The organism is Rhizobium sp. KNZ14-9A, from assembly GCF_056755015.1.
This window is the reverse complement of the sequence record NZ_JBPGXB010000004.1, coordinates 1,727,110-1,745,946: the sequence shown is the minus strand read 5'-3', so window position 1 is coordinate 1,745,946 and position 18,837 is coordinate 1,727,110. Positions and strand designations below refer to the sequence as shown.

14 protein-coding genes and 1 pseudogene are annotated in these 18,837 nt (G+C 60.2%); 9 read left to right on the top strand and 6 right to left on the bottom strand.

Going from position 1 to position 18,837, the window contains the following annotated elements:
• Window positions 1-81 precede the first annotated feature (81 nt).
• Window positions 82-3,108, top strand: coding sequence for an alpha-mannosidase (locus tag ACR9ZQ_RS38340; RefSeq protein ID WP_481430463.1), 3,027 nt, complete (start codon window positions 82-84; stop codon window positions 3,106-3,108).
• Window positions 3,109-3,255: 147 nt separating this feature from the next.
• Window positions 3,256-5,286, top strand: a complete 2,031-nt coding sequence (gene tkt / locus ACR9ZQ_RS38335; RefSeq protein WP_481430462.1) for a transketolase — start codon at window positions 3,256-3,258, stop codon at window positions 5,284-5,286.
• Window positions 5,287-5,391: 105 nt separating this feature from the next.
• Here the strand turns inward: tkt and ACR9ZQ_RS38330 are convergent, their stop codons facing one another.
• From ACR9ZQ_RS38330 to ACR9ZQ_RS38310, 5 genes are read right to left on the bottom strand one after another with little or no spacing between them, the layout of a single operon-like run.
• Entirely contained in the window at window positions 5,392-6,153 is a 762-nt protein-coding gene (locus ACR9ZQ_RS38330; RefSeq protein ID WP_481430995.1) for an ABC transporter ATP-binding protein, read from the bottom strand.
• Between the two features lie 5 nt (window positions 6,154-6,158).
• Window positions 6,159-7,007, bottom strand: coding sequence for an ABC transporter ATP-binding protein (locus tag ACR9ZQ_RS38325; protein ID WP_310390299.1), 849 nt, complete (start codon window positions 7,005-7,007; stop codon window positions 6,159-6,161).
• The gene (locus tag ACR9ZQ_RS38320) at window positions 7,000-7,911 is read right to left on the bottom strand and encodes an ABC transporter permease (RefSeq protein WP_439017381.1); all 912 of its coding nucleotides are present in this window, start codon (window positions 7,909-7,911) and stop codon (window positions 7,000-7,002) included. The genes ACR9ZQ_RS38325 and ACR9ZQ_RS38320 overlap by 8 nt, the downstream gene beginning before the upstream one ends.
• 4 nt (window positions 7,912-7,915) lie before the next feature.
• Window positions 7,916-8,977 (bottom strand): ABC transporter permease, encoded by a 1,062-nt coding sequence (locus tag ACR9ZQ_RS38315; RefSeq protein ID WP_439017382.1) that lies wholly within the window; start codon window positions 8,975-8,977, stop codon window positions 7,916-7,918.
• Between the two features lie 21 nt (window positions 8,978-8,998).
• Complete coding sequence (locus ACR9ZQ_RS38310; protein ID WP_481430461.1) at window positions 8,999-10,600, bottom strand: ABC transporter substrate-binding protein; 1,602 nt, start codon at window positions 10,598-10,600, stop codon at window positions 8,999-9,001.
• Window positions 10,601-10,723: 123 nt separating this feature from the next.
• On the opposite strand from ACR9ZQ_RS38310, the gene ACR9ZQ_RS38305 reads away from it, so the two are divergent.
• The 3 genes from ACR9ZQ_RS38305 to ACR9ZQ_RS38295 are packed head-to-tail and all read left to right on the top strand — an operon-like array spanning window position 10,724 to window position 13,507.
• Window positions 10,724-11,434, top strand: coding sequence for a GntR family transcriptional regulator (locus tag ACR9ZQ_RS38305; RefSeq protein ID WP_310390307.1), 711 nt, complete (start codon window positions 10,724-10,726; stop codon window positions 11,432-11,434).
• A gap of 13 nt (window positions 11,435-11,447) precedes the next feature.
• Window positions 11,448-12,356: a dihydrodipicolinate synthase family protein gene (locus ACR9ZQ_RS38300; protein WP_113323839.1), complete on the top strand. Its 909-nt coding sequence runs from the start codon at window positions 11,448-11,450 to the stop codon at window positions 12,354-12,356.
• Window positions 12,357-12,367: 11 nt separating this feature from the next.
• The gene (locus ACR9ZQ_RS38295) at window positions 12,368-13,507 is read left to right on the top strand and encodes a mandelate racemase/muconate lactonizing enzyme family protein (protein WP_481430460.1); all 1,140 of its coding nucleotides are present in this window, start codon (window positions 12,368-12,370) and stop codon (window positions 13,505-13,507) included.
• 178 nt (window positions 13,508-13,685) lie between these two features.
• Here the strand turns inward: ACR9ZQ_RS38295 and ACR9ZQ_RS38290 are convergent, their stop codons facing one another.
• A complete protein-coding gene (locus ACR9ZQ_RS38290) occupies window positions 13,686-14,069 on the bottom strand; it encodes a nuclear transport factor 2 family protein (RefSeq protein WP_310390328.1) in 384 nt (127 codons plus the stop codon).
• Between the two features lie 275 nt (window positions 14,070-14,344).
• Between ACR9ZQ_RS38290 and ACR9ZQ_RS38285 the strand changes: the two genes are divergently transcribed.
• From ACR9ZQ_RS38285 to ACR9ZQ_RS38270, 4 genes and pseudogenes are all read left to right on the top strand, one after another.
• Complete coding sequence (locus ACR9ZQ_RS38285; RefSeq protein ID WP_481430459.1) at window positions 14,345-15,682, top strand: epoxide hydrolase family protein; 1,338 nt, start codon at window positions 14,345-14,347, stop codon at window positions 15,680-15,682.
• Window positions 15,683-15,984: 302 nt separating this feature from the next.
• Window positions 15,985-17,130, top strand: a complete 1,146-nt coding sequence (locus tag ACR9ZQ_RS38280) for an extracellular solute-binding protein (protein ID WP_113323835.1) — start codon at window positions 15,985-15,987, stop codon at window positions 17,128-17,130.
• Complete coding sequence (locus tag ACR9ZQ_RS38275) at window positions 17,130-18,020, top strand: ABC transporter permease (protein WP_481430458.1); 891 nt, start codon at window positions 17,130-17,132, stop codon at window positions 18,018-18,020. The genes ACR9ZQ_RS38280 and ACR9ZQ_RS38275 overlap by 1 nt, the downstream gene beginning before the upstream one ends.
• A pseudogene (locus ACR9ZQ_RS38270) lies at window positions 18,017-18,837 on the top strand (ABC transporter permease). Before ACR9ZQ_RS38275 ends, ACR9ZQ_RS38270 begins: the two are co-directional and overlap by 4 nt.

Sequence of the window (18,837 nt, the reverse complement as noted above, 5' to 3'; positions counted from 1 at the left end):
GGACGCGGTGGCCTGCGGCCTATTTGCGCGACCAGGTTTTCTCCCCATCCGTCAGTTGCTTAATTTCTAATAGGACCCGCCATGTCTCTCACCATTGCCCAACGCCTCGATCGCCTGAAGGTTCGCACAGCCGAGCTCGCTCACTGGCGCGACAGGCAAAGCATCGTGATCGACGGCTGGACCTTCGACGGCGAGCCGATCGCCCATGATCAGGACTGGCCGCACCGCAAGGGGACGGTGCATTTCGCGGCATCGGCCACAGTGCCGCGCGACTGGCCAATCGGAAAGGTTCGCCTGCAGCTCGATCTCGGCGGCGAGAGCCTGATCACGCTGCACTATTCCGGCGGCCAGGCAGAGACATTCGGGCTCGACCCCTATCATCAGGAGTTTCCGATCAAAGCCAGGGAATTCTCGATTACCACTGACAGCGTTGCCCGCTTTCCCTTCGGTGAGCCGAACCGGGCACCGAAGCTCAACAAGGCGCGGCTGATCTGGCTGGACGAACCGGTGCACAGGTTGCACCTCCTGTTGCGGCAGATCGGCGAGGCTGCCGACGTGCTCGAAAGCCATGAGGTCGTGACGCACCTGATCGAGGCGGCCGAACAGTCGCTGCGCAGCCTCGACTGGCCTTCGGACACGTCAGCCTATATTTCACGCACAGCCGGTGCGGTGATGCAGCAGAAGATCTGGGAACTGCCGGAGCTTGAGGCAAACCCGGCCGGCCTTAATGAAGCGCAAAGCGCTTCGGCCGGTGCCGCCTATGATCAGCTGATCGCGCGATTGAAAGAGCTTCAGAAGCGTTTTCCGCCGAACGGTGAACTGCTGCTGACCGGCCATGCCCATATCGACCTCGCATGGCTTTGGCCCTACGACGAGACGCGTCGGAAGATGCGTCGCACCTTCAACACCGCGCTCTCGCTGATGGAACGGTCGGACGACTTCCGGTTCAATCAATCGACCGCCCATTATTATGCGCAGATGGAAGAGGATGATCCCGACCTTCTCGAACGGATCAAGAAGAAGGTCGCCGAGGGCAAGTGGGAAACTGTCGGCGGCATGTGGGTCGAACCCGACACCAACATGCCAACGGGTGAAAGCCTTGCGCGGCAGGTACTGTACGGACAGCGCTATTTCGAGAAACACTTCGGCCTGCGCCACACGGTCTGCTGGCTGCCGGACTGCTTCGGCTTTTCCGGGGCCTTGCCGCAGGTCCTCCAGCTTGGGGGGATCGACAGTTTCTTCACGATCAAGGTGAACTGGAGCGAGACCAATCACATCCCATCCGACTTGTTCTGGTGGAAGGGGCTCGATGGAAGCAAGGTTCTGACCCATACTTTCGACAACCCCATGCATGGCTACAACGGTTTCGTGCAGCCGGATTGCTTCGTGCCGACCTGGAAGAATTTCCGCGGCAAGACGCAGCATGACACATCGCTGCTCGCTGTCGGCTACGGTGATGGCGGTGGTGGCGTGACACCCGAAATGGTCGAACGCGAAGTGCAACTGCGCGACTTCCCGGCAATCCCGAGCGCCCGGTGGGGCACGGTGAAGGGCTTTTACGAAGAGGCCCACCGCACTGCGGCGCAAAAAGAGCTTCCCGTCTGGGACGGGGAAATCTACCTCGAACTGCACCGCGCGACGCTGACGTCGCAAAGCGGCGTCAAGCGCAAGCACCGGCAGGCCGAGCGGTCGCTGATTACGGCCGAGACGATCGCTTCGCTCGCGCATCTCTTGGGTGCCGGCAAACCACAAAGCCTGGAAGCGGATTGGCGCGTCGTCCTGAAGAACGAATTCCACGACATCCTGCCGGGCTCAAGCATCCGCGAAGTCTATATCGACGCCGAGCGGGAGCTCGACGGCGTCATCGACAATGCCGAGGCGGAGAAGGCCAAGTCTCTGAAGACGCTATCAGCTCATCTTCCGGCAGGTGGGGTGACGGATGCGTTGATTGCCGTCAACCCGTCGCTTGCGCCGCGGCCGCTGACCACCAAGCTTTCCGACGGGACGGTCCTGTCATCTGCCGAAATCGTCGCGCCTCTTTCCGTTGCGGTCTTTGATCGCAAGACACTCAAGCCCGCCGGCATGTTGAAAGCCGATACGCAGAGCCTCGAAAACGAGCATCTGTCTGTTGTCATCGGCAAGAATGGCGCCGTCTCAAGCCTTGTTCACAAGGCAACGGGCAGGGAGGCGGTGGAGGGCGGCGCCAATCAGCTCTGGGTCTATCCGGCCGACAAACCTCGCAATTGGGACGCCTGGGATGTCGATGCCGACTATGCCGAAAAGGCTGTCCGCCTCGACAGGCCCGCGAGCATTACACTTGCCGAACAGGGGCCACATCGTGCCGCAATCCGCGTCGTTTACCGATACCGGAACTCGACGGTCACCCAGTTCTACGTGCTGACGGCCAACGCCCGCAGGCTCGATATCGAAACGACGATCGACTGGCATGACCGGCGTACTCTGCTCAGAACGCTGAACCCGGTCGCCGTGCGTTCACGCACAGCCACCTTCGAATGCGCCTTCGGTATCGTCGAGCGGCAAACGCATACGAACACGTCCTGGGAGCAGGCAATGTTTGAAGCTGCCGCACATCGTTTTGTCGATCTCAGCGAACCGGGTTTCGGCGTCGCTCTGCTCAACAATGCCAAATACGGGCACAGTGCGCGCGGCAATGTCATCGGCATGAGCCTCGTGCGCTCGCCGATCTATCCCGATCCACTCGCCGATGAAGGCGAGCAGAACTTCACCTACGCGCTGATGCCGCATGAGGGCGCCTGGCATGAAGGCGATGTCCTCCAGGAAGCGATCGATCTCAATCAGCCGCTCGTCACCACCGAGGCCAGTGGCCTCTCGGCAGGCACGCTGTCGCCTCTCGGCGTCGAAGGCATACCAGTCGCCTTTTCGGGACTGAAGCCGGCGGAGGAGGGAGAAGGCCTTATCCTGCGGCTTTACGAACCGGCGGGCCGGCGCGGCCGGCTTTCGCTCGCCTTGCCCTCGGGCTGGGAGGCTTCGGGACCTCTGAACATCCTCGAAGAGCCGATCGAGCGTGCAGGGCCTGCCGACATCATGCCGTTTGAAATTCGGACCTGGAGGCTGCAGCGAAGCTAATCGCGTCAGTATCTGGAAAGTTGTCGCTACGCGTTCCGAATTCATTGTCGATCGCTCTCGGGAAAAGATTCAACCTGTCGCAGTGGCCCGGCTCGCGCCGGGCCCTATCTTCCGGCTGGTCTTTCACCAGCTCCCGAGGAAACGATCATGACGGAATCCGTGAAGTCCGTACCTGCGCCCCGCGATCAGCACCTGCGCGACATGGCCAATTGCATTCGCTTCCTCTCGATGGACGCCGTCGAGAAGGCCAAGAGCGGACACCCTGGCATGCCGATGGGCATGGCCGACATTGCTGTCGTGCTCTTTTCCGATTTCCTGAAATTCGATGCCGAAGACCCCTACTGGTTCGATCGGGACCGTTTCCTGATCTCCAACGGGCACGGCTCGATGCTGCTCTACAGCCTGCTCTATCTGACCGGCTACCGGGATATGACGATCGACCAGATCGAAAACTTTCGTCAGGTCGGCAGTAAGACGGCCGGTCATCCCGAATATCGCCATGCCACGGGCATCGAGACGACCACGGGTCCGCTCGGACAAGGCATTGCCAATTCGGTTGGTTTCGCACTTGCCGAGCGCATCATGAACGCCAGGTTTGGTGACGATCTTTCAAACCACTACACTTATGTCTTCCTCGGCGACGGATGCCTGATGGAAGGCATCAGCCAGGAGGCCATATCGCTTGCGGGCCACTTGAAGCTCGGCAAGCTGATCGCGTTCTGGGACAACAATTCGATATCGATCGACGGAGCCACAAGTCTGGCGGAATCCGACGATCAGCCGGCGCGGTTCCGCGCATCGAACTGGCATGTGCAGGAGATCGATGGACACGATACTGACGCAATCCGAAACGCGATCGTCGAAGCCCAACGGATCACCGATCGCCCGTCGCTGATTGCCTGCAAAACCATCATCGGCTTCGGCTTTCCGACCCGCGCCGGCACGCAGAAAGCCCACAGTGATGCTCCGGGTGAAGAGGAGATCGCTGGCGCCCGCAAACTTCTCGACTGGAACGCACCACCCTTCGAGATCCCGTCCGACCTTTTGGATGACTGGAGAAAGATCGGCGCCAAGGGACGCAACACCCGGATGGCCTGGGCGGTTCGGGTCCAGACGGCGAAGGCGGATATCCGGGGGGAATTTGAACGCCGCATGAAAGGCGAGCTGCCCTCGGACTGGACCAGAGCAATAGAGGCGGCAAAGCAGGAGCTTCTGTCTGCTGAAAAGGACCTGGCAACAAGGCAGGCGAGCGGGATTGTTCTCAACCACCTTGCTGAGACCATCCCCGAGCTCATCGGAGGATCGGCGGACCTGACACCGTCGAACAACACGAAGGCCAAATCCATGATCGAGATTGCGCCCGGTCAGTATAATGGATCCTATGTCCATTACGGCGTGCGTGAACATGGGATGGCGGCTGCCATCAACGGCATTGCCCTTCATGGCGGGTTGATCCCTTATGGCGGCACCTTCCTGACCTTTTCCGATTACGCCCGGCCGTCAATCCGGCTGGCGGCGATGATGGCGGTGCGTTCAATCTTCGTGATGACCCATGATTCGATCGGTCTCGGCGAGGACGGCCCAACCCACCAGCCTGTCGAACATCTGACGGCCCTGCGCGCCATTCCAGGTCTTGCCGTGTTCCGCCCGGGTGATCCGATCGAGACGGCCGAATGCTGGCAGGCAATCCTTGATGCTCCACGGCAGGCAGCCTTGATCGCACTGTCCCGCCAGCCCATGCCGCTTCTGAGAAAGGAGCCTGGCTCTCGCAACCTGTCGGCAAGGGGCGGATACGTTCTGCTTGAGGCTGAGGGTGGCGCTCGCGAGCTGACGATCATGTCGACCGGATCGGAATTGCACCTCGCCGTTGAGGCAAGGGCGAAGCTCCAGGCGGAAGGCGTTCCAACCGCGGTCGTCTCCATGCCGTGCCGTCTGCTGTTTGAGGCACAGGCACCGGATTATAAGCGTGAGGTTCTCGGAGACGGAACTGCGCGTGTCGCGGTGGAAGCTGCCGTCCAGGATAGCTGGGACCGATATCTCGGGCTCGACGGCCGGTTCGTCGGCATGCACAGCTTCGGGGCGTCGGGCAAGATCGACGACGTCTACAAGAAGTTCGACATCACCACGGACGCCGTTGTGAAAGCCGCGCAAGGGGCACTGGGTTTCCGTCGTCGATGAGTGATCGGCAATCGCGGACGGCTTGCGGTCTCTAACTGCTCATGGTGCAGCCGAAGCTCCTGCGGCTGCCCTTGGCCACGCCCTCATGTGACGCGAATTCCGGCTCTAGCCGGCGCGGCGCGTGGGTTGGTAGCCCCTGCTGCCGTCGAGAAGCGTGCGTGTATAGGAATGTTCGACATTTCCGCTGAGCAAAGCCTCTCTTGAAGCGATCTCCACGAACATCCCGCCCTGCATGACGGCGACGCGATTGCACAGATGAGCAATCACAGCCATATCGTGGCTGACGAGAATGTAGGTCAGTTTTTCCCTTTCGCGCAGGTCCTTCAGCAGATTGAGGATCTCGGCCTGGATGGACACGTCGAGTGCGGATGTGGGCTCGTCGAGGAGAAGCACACGCGGCTTCAGTATCAGGGCACGTGCGATTGCGACACGCTGGCGCTGACCGCCCGAGAGCTGATGCGGAAAACGATGATAGAAGGATGGGGGCAGGCCGACGTCACGCAACACCTGTTCTACGCGCTCCCTGCGCCGGTCGACGCCATGGATTTCAAGGGGTTCGAGGAGCGTGCGGCCGATCGTGTGACGCGGGTGAAGCGAGCCGAATGGGTCCTGGAAGACCATCTGCTGCTTGGCGAGCTGCGATTTTGAGCGATTGGCGGTGATTGCCTCTCCGTCGATCGCAATCGAGCCATCCCATGCTTTGATCCTGCCGGCCAACGCGCCGAGAACAGTGGATTTGCCGCATCCGCTTTCCCCGACGAGGCCGAACGTCTCGCCCGCAGCAACGTCGAAGGAAACATCCTTGACTACCTGTTTGGCGGAGTGGCCGCTGCCGAAGGAAACGGCAAGATTTTTGACTGACATCATCATGCTCATGCCTCCGCCCAGCTCGGGTCTCGCCTTAGGACCTCAAGGCGGTCTCGAGGGTGGTCGAGGCTCGGCAACGCCTGCAAGAGACCCCGTGTGTAGGGATGGGTTGCCTCTTCGAGCTTTGCGGCTTCAAGCTCTTCGACGATACGCCCGGCATACATGATGATCACTCGATCGCAGAAGCTCTTCACCAGGTTGAGATCGTGCGAAATGAAGATCAGCCCGATGTTGCGCTCGGTGATCAGGTCGTCGAGGATCGACAGGACCTGCTGGCGCACGGTTACGTCGAGAGCCGAGGTCGGCTCGTCGGCGATGATCAGCGATGGGGAGGAAATCAGCATCATCGAGATCATGATGCGCTGTCCCATGCCGCCCGAGACTTCATGCGGATAAAGGTTGAAGACGCGCTCTGGATCGCGAATGTTAACTCGTTCTAGCATGGCGAGTGTGCGTTTGCGCGCCTCGCGGCGGCTGACGCGTTCATGCAGGATGACGGTTTCGGCGATCTGCTCGCCGACCGTCATGACCGGGTTGAGCGAATATTTCGGGTCCTGCAGGATCATCGAAATGCGCCGCCCTCGGATCGAGCGCATATCGGCCTCGCTTGCGCGAACGAGATCGACATCCTCGAAGCGCATTTCGTCGGCAACCACTTTGGCGGTCGCCGGCTGCAGCCGCATAATGGCGCGTCCGGTCGTGCTCTTTCCGGAGCCGGATTCGCCGATGATGCCGACTTTCTCACGCCCGACGGTGAAGGAGACGTTCTTCACGGCCGTGACGACGCCCGACAGGGTCGGGAACTGGACCGACATGTTTTTGACCGAAAGGATCGGCTGGGATTGATCAGGCATTTCGGGGATCCATGATGTCGCGCAGGCCGTCGCCCAGCAGATTGAAGGCAAGGCTGACCACGAGGATTGCGATGCCCGGAACAGTCGTCAGCCACCAGGCGTCGAGCAGATATTGCCGGCCCGACGCTGCCATTGCACCCCATTCGGGCATCGGCGGCTGGGCGCCGAGACCGAGGAAACCGAGGCCGGCCGCCGTCAGGATGACGCTCGACATGTTGAGCGTCAGTCGGATGATGATCGAGGGAGCACAGAGCGGCACGATGTGATGCAGCAGGATGCGGCCCATGCCGGCGCCCTGTAGCTCGGCGGCGACGACGAAGTCGGCGGCTCTGAACGTCAATGTTTCGGCGCGCGCCAGGCGGGCAATCGGCGGCCAGACGGTCAGCGCAATGGCGATGACGGCATTCTCAATCCCAGGTCCGAGCGCCGCAGAAAAGGCGAGTGCGAGAACGAGGCTCGGGAAGGACAGGAAGATATCGGTGATGCGCATCAACACGACATCGACCCAGCCGCCGAGATAGCCGGCAGTGGCACCGATCACAAAGCCGATCGGCGCCACGATGACCGTCACCAGAATGCTGATATAGAGCGTTGTGCGTGCGCCGTAGACGAGACGCGAATAGACGTCACGGCCGAACTCATCGGTTCCGAACCAGTTCGCGGCAGATGGCGGCTTCAGCGCCATCGTCAGATCCTGGGCAATGGGGTCGTAGTTGGCGAGCATCGGCGCGAAGGCGGCGACCAGCACCAGCGCAAGCACAACCAAAAAACCCGCAAAAGCCAGCGGATTTGCAAGCAGGCTCAGCCACAGGACATAGGCCTTGTGGAAGCGTGCCTGCCGGGTCGAGGAAAATTCCTCGTTGATCAGCCAATTGTGGAGATCGTTGAAATAGCGTGTCGCCATGATGTCACCGGGTACGCGGATCGAGGAAGCGGTAGGCGATATCGGACAGCAGGTTGATGACGATCGAAATGATGCCGATCAGGAGCACGCTGCCGAGGATCGCGTTCATGTCCGCGAAGAAGAGAGCCGAGGTCAGATATTGCCCGAGGCCGGGCCAGGCAAAGACCGTCTCGATGAGAACCGTGCCGTCAAGCAGGCCGCAATAGGCGAGTGCCACGATGGTCAGAAGCTGCACCCGGATATTGCGGAAGGCGTGTCGCCAGACGATGGCGCGCTGGCCGAGGCCCTTGGCTTTCGCCGTCAGCACATATTCCTGCCGAAGCTGTTCCAGCATGAAGCTGCGGCTCATGCGGCTGAGATAGGCCATGGCCGCATAACCGAGGATCAGGGCAGGGGCTGTGACATGCAGCAAGGCATCGCGGAAAACCTCCCATTCGCCGGCAATGATCGCATCGACGAGAATGGAGTTGGTCGGTCCTTCGACCAGCCCTTCATTATAGACGTCCAGTCGGCCGCTGCCGGGGATGAGCCCGAATTTGGCGTAAAAGACCAGGATGACGATGGTGCCGAGCCAGAAAATCGGCGTTGAATGCCCGAGCAGCCCGACGACACGCGCGAGATGATCGACCCATGTTCCCTTGCGAACAGCGGAGATGATACCGAGCGGAATGCCGAGGCCGGCGCCGATGATCGTTGCGAGCGTCGCAAGCTCCAGTGTCGCCGGGAAAACCCGGGCAAGATCACTTGCCACGGGGTTCTTGGTCACATGTGACTGGCCGAAGTTCAGGTGAGCGACATTGCCGAGATAGGTCGCGAACTGGACATAGAGCGGCTGGTCCAGCCCCATCTCCTTGTAGACCCGCTCATAGGTCGCCTGGTCGGCCTGGTCCCCGATCACGGCAATGACCGGATCAGCCGGGACCATGCGGCCAACGACGAAGGTGATGATCAGCAGGCCGAGCAGCGTCGTCAGGATAACGCTGAAGGATGTCGCCACCTTTCGCACTGCGTCGAGCACGGCTGCTCCGCCGCCCGATGCGGCCTCGGATGTTTGTGAAATGCTCACGTCATTCTCCCTTGGAGGAGGTCACTCGCCCTTGGAAACCGTGTCCCAGCGCGTCAGCCATGTCGAATGGCCGATATAGCCTTTGACTTCCTTGCGAACCGCCTTCGCGTCGGTGCGCAGGAAGGAGGTGATCAGCGGCGGAGACGATTCGAGATAGGCCTTGTTGATCTTCGCATAGAGATCGACCCGCTTCTGCTGATCCGTCTCGTGGGCGGCCGCAGTCACCATATCCTGAATATCCTTCGGCACATCCCAGGCGGTGCGCCAGGCATTCAGGCCCGTCAGCTTGGCGTCGTCGGAATTATTGGCATTGGTTGCATAGGACTGGAGAACCGCGTGAGGATCCGGCAGGCGTTCACCCGATCGCGCCGAAAAGATCTCGAATTCGCGCGTGCGGAACTTGCCGATATGATCGCCGCCCTGAAGATCGAGTTTGATGCCGGCCTTGGCGGCATTCGCCTGCAGGGACTGCGCAACCTCATATTCCGGGGTGACCGGCGTTGCGTAATAGACCTTCGAGAAACCATTCGGATAGCCGGCTTCGGCGAGCAGCTGCTTGGCCTTTTCGATGTCGAGCTTGTAGGGATTGACCTCGCTTGCACCCGGCAGGCCGGCCGGAATGATGGTCTGCTGCTTGATGCCGTAATATTTCATAACGGTGTTGGCGAGGCCGTCATAGTCGATCAGGTATCGGAAGGCTTCGCGGACCTTGGGATTGGAAAGAATCTCGTCCTTCTGGTTCAGGGCGAGGTAATAGAAACCGAAACCCGGTGTCTTCTGGATGTCGGCCTTGCCGCCGGACTCGACGGCCGCAAGATCCGTGGAGGACAGACGGGTCGCGACATCGACGTCACCCGCCTCAAGCTGCAGGCGCTGGCCAGAAGATTCCGGCATATGGCGGAGAACGACGCGTCGCATCTTGGGGGCGCCCTGCCAGTAATCCTTGTTGGCATCGGCGATCAGCAGGTCATTGACGCGCCAGGTGCGCAGTGCATAAGGCCCCGAGCCGGCGTCGTTGGCCTGCAGGAACTCGCGCCCCATATCGCCGTCCTTTTCATGCTCGGCCAGGAACTCGCTGTCTAGGATCGAGGTCGAGAAGCTCGCCAGCGAATAGAGGATCAGGTTGCGGTTCCAGAGGCTGGGCGTTTGGAGGACTACGGTGGTGTCGTCGCTCGCCTTGATCAGATCGTCGACATTCTTGTCCGTAAAGCCCCATTGGCGAAGGTCGACGGATGGCGCGAGCCCCAACTTGACGAGACGCCGCAGCGACCACTCGACGTCCTTTGCCGTCAGCGGATTGCCGGAATGGAACTTGATGCCGGAGCGGATCTTGAATGTGAAGGTCTTGCCGTCCGGCGAGACGCTCCAGCTTTCGGCGACGCCCGGAGCCGGCTTGGTAATATCGTCGGCCGGCAACACGATCAGCCGCTCATAAAGGTTCGCGACAATTTCAGCCGCTTCCAACTGATTGATTTCGTTTGGATCGAGGCCGCGCATCGACGACATGTTCGTCGCGATGACAAGCTGGTCCTTCGGCGTGGCTGCGGCCGCAGCCAGTGGCATCATCAGGCTCACGGCAACAAGCGCCGACGAGATCAATAGCCCGCGTCTTTGGATCTTCATTTTCTTCCTCCCAAGCATCTCTGCAAACACATCAGAGCGAATTTTGATATCGACATCGATCTGAAATCTGGTATATCAGATCTCACAAAACGATTTTGTCGTCAACGGGAGAATTTTCGGCTTATGGAAAATAAGATGGAGGGTCGGGCGGGCGACGACCGCATCGAAAAGATCGATCCGCGATTCCTGACGACCCTTCGTGATCATGTTCATAAGACGCTGCGGGCGGCGATCCTGTCCGGTCGCTTTCGCGCCGACGAGCGCGTCAACGAGCGCCAGCTCGCCGAGCAGCTTGGTGTTTCCACAACTCCGATCAAGGAGGCGCTCCGGCAGCTCGAGACCGAAGGACTGGTTGAAACCCTGCCGCGCCGTGGGGTGCTGATCCGGTTCAACGCCGGATGGGCGGAGGAAATGATCCTGGCTCGCGCTGCTCTGGAATCGATGATCGCGCATCTCGCCGCCAAGCGGATCACCAACGAAGAAGCCAGGAAGCTCAGCGATACGGTCGCATTGATGAAGGCGGCCACGGCCGATGGCGGTGCAGACGATCTCATTGCCCTGAACGAGACCTTTCACGAGCAGATCCACATCGCCTCGCGCTGCCAGTATCTCTCGCGCATGATCGAGCGCCAGCAATTCTATGACGCGAGCATTCGCCGCGTCATTCATTCCGACAACAAGGAGCGCGACAAGGCTCTCGCTGAGCATACCGCCATCGCTGCCGCCATCGTCTCGAACGACAGCGACAAGGCCGAGCGGGTAATGCGCGATCACGTCGTCCGCTCCGGCGAAACCTATCTCAACATCGTATTCAGGAAGAAAGAGGACATTTGACGTGACCGTGGGAATGGACAAGATTCGCAAGGCCCTGACGGGCATTTCCGGCGTTCCGGTGACCCCCTACAAGGCTGATGGCAGCATCGATCTCGCCAAGCTTTCCGCATTGATCGCGCGCCTCGCCAGCGCCCGGGTCCACAATCTGATGGCGGCCGGCAACACGGGCGAGTTCTTCACCCTGACGATGGACGAGGTAAAAGCGGTCCATGCCGCCACGATCAAGGCTGCGGATGGCAAGGCTCTTATCAGTGCCGCCGTCGGGCGTTCGCTGGCGGAAGCAAAGGCGCTCGCCCGTCACGCGATTGCCGAAGGCACCGACGCGATCATGGGTCACCATCCGATGGATCCCTTTGCCGGGCCGAGCTACCAGGCGAAATATTTCCTCGAACTTGCCGAAGCGTCCACTGTCCCTGTCATTGCTTATGTCCGCAGCGACACGTTCTCGGCCGCCGATTTCCGCAAGCTTGCTCTGCATCCCAATATCGCCGGCATCAAGTTTGCATCCGGAAATCTGATGCTGCTTGCCGAGGTGATCCGCTCGACGAAGGATGCGCCGGCGATCTGGGTCTGCGGGCTTGCCGAGGGCTGGGCGCCTGCCTTCTATGCCATGGGTGCTCGCGGCTTTACCTCGGGGCTCGTCAACGTTTTCCCCGAGCGCTCGCATGCCATCCATCAGGCGCTGGAAGCCGGCGACTACGCGGCTGCCCGTGCCCTTATCGATGACATCGCCGGTTTCGAAGCGCTGCGCACCAAATATCTGAACGGCGCCAATGTCACGGTCGTCAAGGAGGCGCTCGGCATGCTCGGAACCGATGTCGGCCCTGTTCGCCTTCCCGGCGTTGAAAGTCTGACGGACGCGGAACGCGCGGAACTGCGCGCAATCGTCGACAATGTAAGCGGCAAGAACCGCGCCGCCTGAGGAAGAATCGCATGCATATCACCGGCTTCAAGACCTACATGCAGCGCGTCGACGACCGGCCGCGGCTGCTCCTGAAAATCGAGACGAGCGAAGGCATTTCCGGTTGGGGCGAGTGCTACAATCACGGCCCCGACTGGGCGCTGCCGCCGCTCTTCGACTACCTCTTCCATCAGATCGAAGGGGAGGACCCCCGCCGAGTGGAATTCCTTGTGCTGAAACTCAATCAGCAGTGCCGTTTTCCGCCGGGCGCGCTGGGGCTTGCAGCGATTTCGGCGATCGATCACGCGCTCTGGGACATCGCCGGCAAGGCCGCCGGCCTGCCGGTTTACATGCTGCTTGGCGGCAACGTTCGGGATCGGGTGCGCGTCTATTGCGGTGTCTATACCGCGCCGGACCCGCAGACGGCGCAGGACCAGACCCTCGAGCTGAACGAAAAATACGGCTACACGGCTTTCAAGCTCAGCCCCTTCCGCCGCGACCTGCATGCCGGTCGCTGGGGCGAGCTTGTAAAGGAAACCGGTGACTGGTTCGCCAAGATACGCGAGATTACGCCATCGCATTTCGAATTCGCATTTGACGCTCATGCGAAGATCTTCGAGCCCTATCAGGCGGTGCAGCTCGCTGCGGCTATTGCCCCAAATGATCCGCTTTTCTACGAGGAGCCGATCCGGCCGGAGCACATTCCGGCATGGGCCGAGCTGAAGTCGAAGGTCTCCGTCCCGTTGGCGACGGGAGAATCTCTCTACAATCGCTTCGAATTCCTCTCCCTGTTGTCGGCCCGTGGCGCTGACATAATCCAGCCCGACATATGCGTTGTTGGCGGCGTAACGGAAATGCGCAGGATCGCAACAATCGCTGAGGCTCACTATGTAACCGTCGCGCCGCATAACCCGATGGGGCCGCTCGCGACCGCGGTCAATATCCACTTCTGCGCCGCACAGCCGAACTTCAAGGTCCTTGAGTTCAAGCCCCATGTCCACGCGCCATGGGCGGCCGATCCGTATATGCCGGTCGATGGCCATATGGAATTGCGGCCCGACCGTCCGGGTTGGGGTTTGGAAATCGATGAAAAGGCATTGCAGAGGGAAGACTACATTCATTGGGAGCGGAAAATCACCCGCAAGCCGGATGGATCGACGGCTTATCCCTGATTGGTTCCGTTGAAATGACAAGCTTGCTTTAACGCTAGGGAAGTGCGCGCCACAGATCGTGATCGCGCTTTCCGCACTTCCCAGCTATGCGGGGAACATGGCCACTTTCCCGGCTCTCGATGACGCGCAAATGCTTGCGTCGTGAATTAAGCGGGAATTTGCCCCATCAAGGAAAAGTCTATTTCGTCATCCGCTCCGTAAGATGTGCCCGAGAAGGTGATGGCTCGAAGCTATCGGCGAAATATTGCGTTTCACGGGCCACCAGCCCGTCACGAAATTCCATGATGCTGACGGCATGAGAGGGCGTGCCATCATAGGTGAGTGTGAATTCGGTGACCCACAGATCTCCGCTGCCGATAATTCGTCGGACTGTAAACTGCTTCTTGTTTGGCTGGACGAACCGGCTTTCGTGAATGTTGTGCCTGCCGCGGATCCGCTCCCCTGATTGCGGATAATCCAAAAAGGCATCTTCGTGATAGATTTCGTGTTCGACGTCGAAATCGTTTGCGTCCGAAGCCTCCCAATGGCGCTCCAATGTCCTTTGCACTGTTCGATCTTCCAAGGGGATCTCCAACCTGCGTTTGCGGCCATAATCCTCGGGACAGCAAATAGTCGTGCTTTCGCTGTTCGCAGGGGCGTCATGGGTGCCCCTGCCAATGCAGCCGACCGCGGATCATTCGAAGGATACGCCTGGTGAGGACTGCCGGCAATCTGCGCCGCCGGTACACGCTGATACACTTCAGCCGATTTTCGAAATATGCGGGACACGTCAATCCTTGAAACCGCTCTTCGTTAACAGGCGCTGCGAATGCGGCCGCAATCGAAGGAGAGTGTTTCATGACGAAGACCGACAATGTTTCAACGCGGCGTGGCATCGCCGATCGAGTAATCGCCATAGCGTTTGGTTCTCTGTTGCTCATTCCGGCAGCCTATGCATTGCCGGCCCATGCCGCCGATCTTGCTTCGGGTGCCGCCACGAAAGCTACGAGTTCAGACGACGGCATCCGTCCGTTCCAGATCCACGTTCCGCAGTCGCAACTCGACGACCTGCGCAGACGCATCACTGACACCCGATGGCCAGATAAGGAGACGGTCGACGACGCCTCTCAGGGTATCCAGCTGTCACAGGTCCAGGAACTGGTTCGCTATTGGGGCACTCAGTACGACTGGCGCAAGGCCGAGGCGCAGCTCAATGCATTGCCGGAATTTGTCACCACGATCGACGGTGTCGACATCCAGTTCATCCATGTTCGTTCGCGCCATCCCAACGCTCTTCCTATCATTCTGACACATGGCTGGCCCGGATCGGTATTTGAGTTCATCAAGACCATAGGTCCTCTTACGGACCCGACGGCATATGGTGGCCGGCCGGAAGATGCGTTCGACGTGGTCATCCCCTCGATACCGGGCTACGGATTTTCGGGGCATCCGGTCGATCAGGGCTGGGGACCGGAGCGGGTCGCCCGCGCTTGGGACGTCCTGATGAAGCGGCTCGGCTATGACCACTATGTTTCTCAAGGTGGCGATCATGGTTCGGTGATCTCCGACGCGTTGGCGCGCCAGGCGCCGAAGGGCTTGCTGGCAATCCATCTCAATATGCCCGCGACGGTTCCGGGCGACCTCATGAAGGCCATCAACAGCGGAGACCCGGCCCCCGCGAGCCTGTCGTCGCCCGAGCGAGAAGCGTATAATTCCTTGAGCACCTTCTTCGGACGAAATGCTGCCTATGGCGCGATAATGGTGACCCGGCCGCAGACGATCGGCTATTCGCTTGCCGACTCGCCGTCTGGCCTGGCGTCCTGGATCTACGAGAAATTTGCCCAATGGAGCGACAGTGGCGGCGTTCCCGAGCGCGTTTTTTCCAAGGACGAAATGCTTGATGACATCACGCTCTACTGGCTGACGAATTCCGGCGCATCGTCATCGCGGTTCTATTGGGAGAACAACAACAACAACTTCAGCGCCGAGGCGCAGAAGACGAAGGACATCAAAATCCCGGTTGGCATCACGGTATTTCCGAAGGAGATCTATCGTGCACCGGAAAGCTGGGCCAAGCAGGCCTATCCCTCGCTGACATACTATCATCAGGTCGAAAAAGGCGGGCATTTTGCCGCCTGGGAGCAGCCCCAGCTCTTCGCCGAGGAAGTGAGAGCGGCTTTCAAGTCACTACGCTGACGACGTCGAAATAGGTGGTCCTCGCTCGAGGGCCACCCCAACCCGACAAGACGTCGCCGCCGCAAACAAAATTGATGTCCTGTCGATCGGGTTGATGATCCGGATCCGGCCGGCGGCGCCTGGAATTTTGCCGCCCCTTCGTCGAAGATGCCATCGTCGGGGAATGCCCGACGAAAATCGGGAGGCGGCCTGGCACACGTGTGCATTTCTCTTCGCTTCTGTCATTCCGATGTTACGCGCCAGGGCTAGCAAGTCTCAGAACTCATCTGGGGCGCAGCCTCGATAGCGAAGGGAGACAGGATATGAATAGACGCGAATTTCTGATCACATCGTCGGCGGCTGCGGGCCTTCTGGCTCTTCCGCGCTTCGCCTCGGCCGCCGCAGGCACGATCGACCTCTACAGCGGCTCGGATTCCAATATCATCGACCTCTGGAACAACATCATCCGTCCGGCTTTCGAAAAAGCTCATCCGGACGTCACGCTGAAGGTCACCGATGCCGGCGACAATAATGGCCTGCGCGCCATTGCCGACCGTACTCTTGCAGCACTTAAGACCAAGACCGATCCGCAGGCCGATCTCTTCGAACAGTTTGATCCGCGCCTTCCGGCCGGTGGTATTGATGCCGGTCTCTGGGTGAAGTTCTCCGCTGAGAATGTCCAGGGCTTCGACCGCGTCAACCCGCTCGCTTTCGATACGCCCTACGCGCTGCCCTATCGCGGCTCGCAGGTTCTGCTTGCCTATGACAAGACCAAGCTCGACCAGAAGGATGCGCCGAAGACCTGGGAACAGCTGACGGCCTGGATCAAGGCCAATCCCGGCCAGTTCATCTACAATCGTCCGGACAAGGGCGGTTCGGGCGGCAATTTCGTCCGCCGTGCCATCCATGAAGCCAACGGCCGCGATCCGAAGAAGTTCAAGATCGACAATTTTACTGCCGACTATGCCAGCCAGACGCTGACGCCGGCCTGGCAGATCCTCAACGATCTCGCGCCGTCGCTCTACCAGAAGGGCGCCTATACCGCCGGCAACACGCAGTCGATCCAGCTGCTCGCCCAAGGCGTCGTCACCATCGCTCCGGTCTGGTCCGACCAGGTCCTGCAGGCGATCTCCCAGGGCGTTCTGCCCGAGACCACCGGCCTCGTGCAGCTCTCTGACCTCGCGCTCTGCGGCGGTTTTTCCGCCATGACGATATTCACGAACGGCGCCAACAAGGACGCCGCCCTCAAGCTCGCAGCCTTCATGCTGACGAGCGAGATGCAGGAAGCCATCATCACCGAGATCGGCGGCTTCCCGGGCGTTTCCTGGGATCACATTTCTGAAGACCTGCGCAAGAAATATGCCGACGTCATCCCGGCGACCATCCCGACCTTCCCGGGCGGCGATTGGGAAAAGGCGATCAATGACGGCTGGTATCGCAACGTCGCTCCCGGAATCAGCCGCACCTGATGGCGTTGGATGCCGCGCAGCCTGCGGTCACGCGCCGCGCTCAGTCTCCAGGCAGGGGGAGCCTTTACGGGCTCCTCCTCGTCGGCATGCCGGTCTTTCTGGTCGGCTGGCTGATCATCCTTCCGATCTTCTCGGCGATTACGACCACCATCTTCGTCCGTCAGCCGGACGGGACGACCGAGTTTTCGCTTGCCTCCTACCAATTCTTCTTCACTGATGGTTACAGTCTGGCCAACCTCTGGCTGACGCTGTGGACGACTTTCATCTGCGGCCTGCTTTTGCTTGTGATCGGCCTTCCGATTGCCCTCTACCTACGCTTTTCCGGCGGTCGCCTTGCCGCCTATGTGCAGGGCCTCGCGATCTTTCCCATGTTCGTGCCCTCGATCATCCTTTCCTATGCGCTGATCCGCACGATCGGACCGAATGGCACGGTCGACATCCTGCTCAATGCCGTCGGCCTTCCCAAGCTGCCGAGCCCCTATCTGACGCCCTGGGGACCGGTCATCGGCCTCGTCTGGGACAATCTGCCCTTGACCGTGCTGATGCTGACGGCGGGGCTCACGTCCGTTTCCAATAGCTCCATCGAGGCGGCCCGCGACGTCGGCGCGACGCCTTTCAGGGTCTTTGTCTCGATCATTCTGCCGCGCATGGGCAATTCCCTGCTGGTCACCGCTTCCTTTGCCGTTCTCGGCATATTCTCAGCCTTCACACTGCCCTATGTGCTCGGTCCCGCCTCGCCGGAGATGATGGGGCCTTTCATGCAGCGCACCTTTGCCGACATGAACGATCCGCTGAGTGCGCTCACGCAAGCGGTCATCACCTTCGGCTTCTGTCTTCTCTTCGGCATCTTCTACGTCTGGTCGATCGCCCGCAATCGCGAGGGCCGATGATGCGCCAGTCGACCGCCTTGAAATTCGATTGGGCAGGCTTTGCTCTTTCGCTCCTGCTCACGCTGTTCATCGCACTGCCGCTGCTGGTTGTCGCCACCTGGGCCTTCACCGAGGTCTGGCGCTATCCTTCCGTCATTCCCCAGCAGTTCGGCCTGCGTTTCTGGTCGCAGACGCTGGCGCGCAAGGATGTCTGGGATGCGCTGTTTCTCAGCCTGCGGCTGACGGCGACGGTGACGCTGCTTTCGGCAATCATCTGCCTTCCGGCCGCCTATGCTTTCGCAAGAATGCGTTTCCTGGCCGCAATATCCTGTTCCTGTCGTTCCTCGCTTCACATGCCTTTCCGAAATTCGGCCTGCTGGTGGCGATTGCCGGCATCTTCCTGCAGATGGGGCTGATCAGCACCTTCTGGGGCGTGGTGCTGATCCAGCTCGTCGGCACGCTGATGCTGATGATCTGGATTCCCGTTGCCGCCTTCCAGAATGTCGACCGGCGCATGGAGGAGGCAGCACGCGACGCCGGTGCCACGCCGCTTCGCGTCTTCTGGTCGATCACCTTGCCGCAGGCTGCGCCGACGATATCGGCGGCAGTGCTTCTGACCTTTGTCGGCACTTTCTATGAGACGGAAGGCGCCTGGCTGATCGGTGCGCCGGAGATCCGTACCATGCCGGTGCTGATGATCAGCTTCATCAACAACCAGATCGTCGTGCAATATGGCGCGGTCCTCTCCGTCATGCTGTGGGTGCCGTCCTTTGCGGCATTGATATTTGCGCGGCGCGTCGTCGGGACGGGCGCCTTCGCGCGGGGCTTCGGCGCCTGA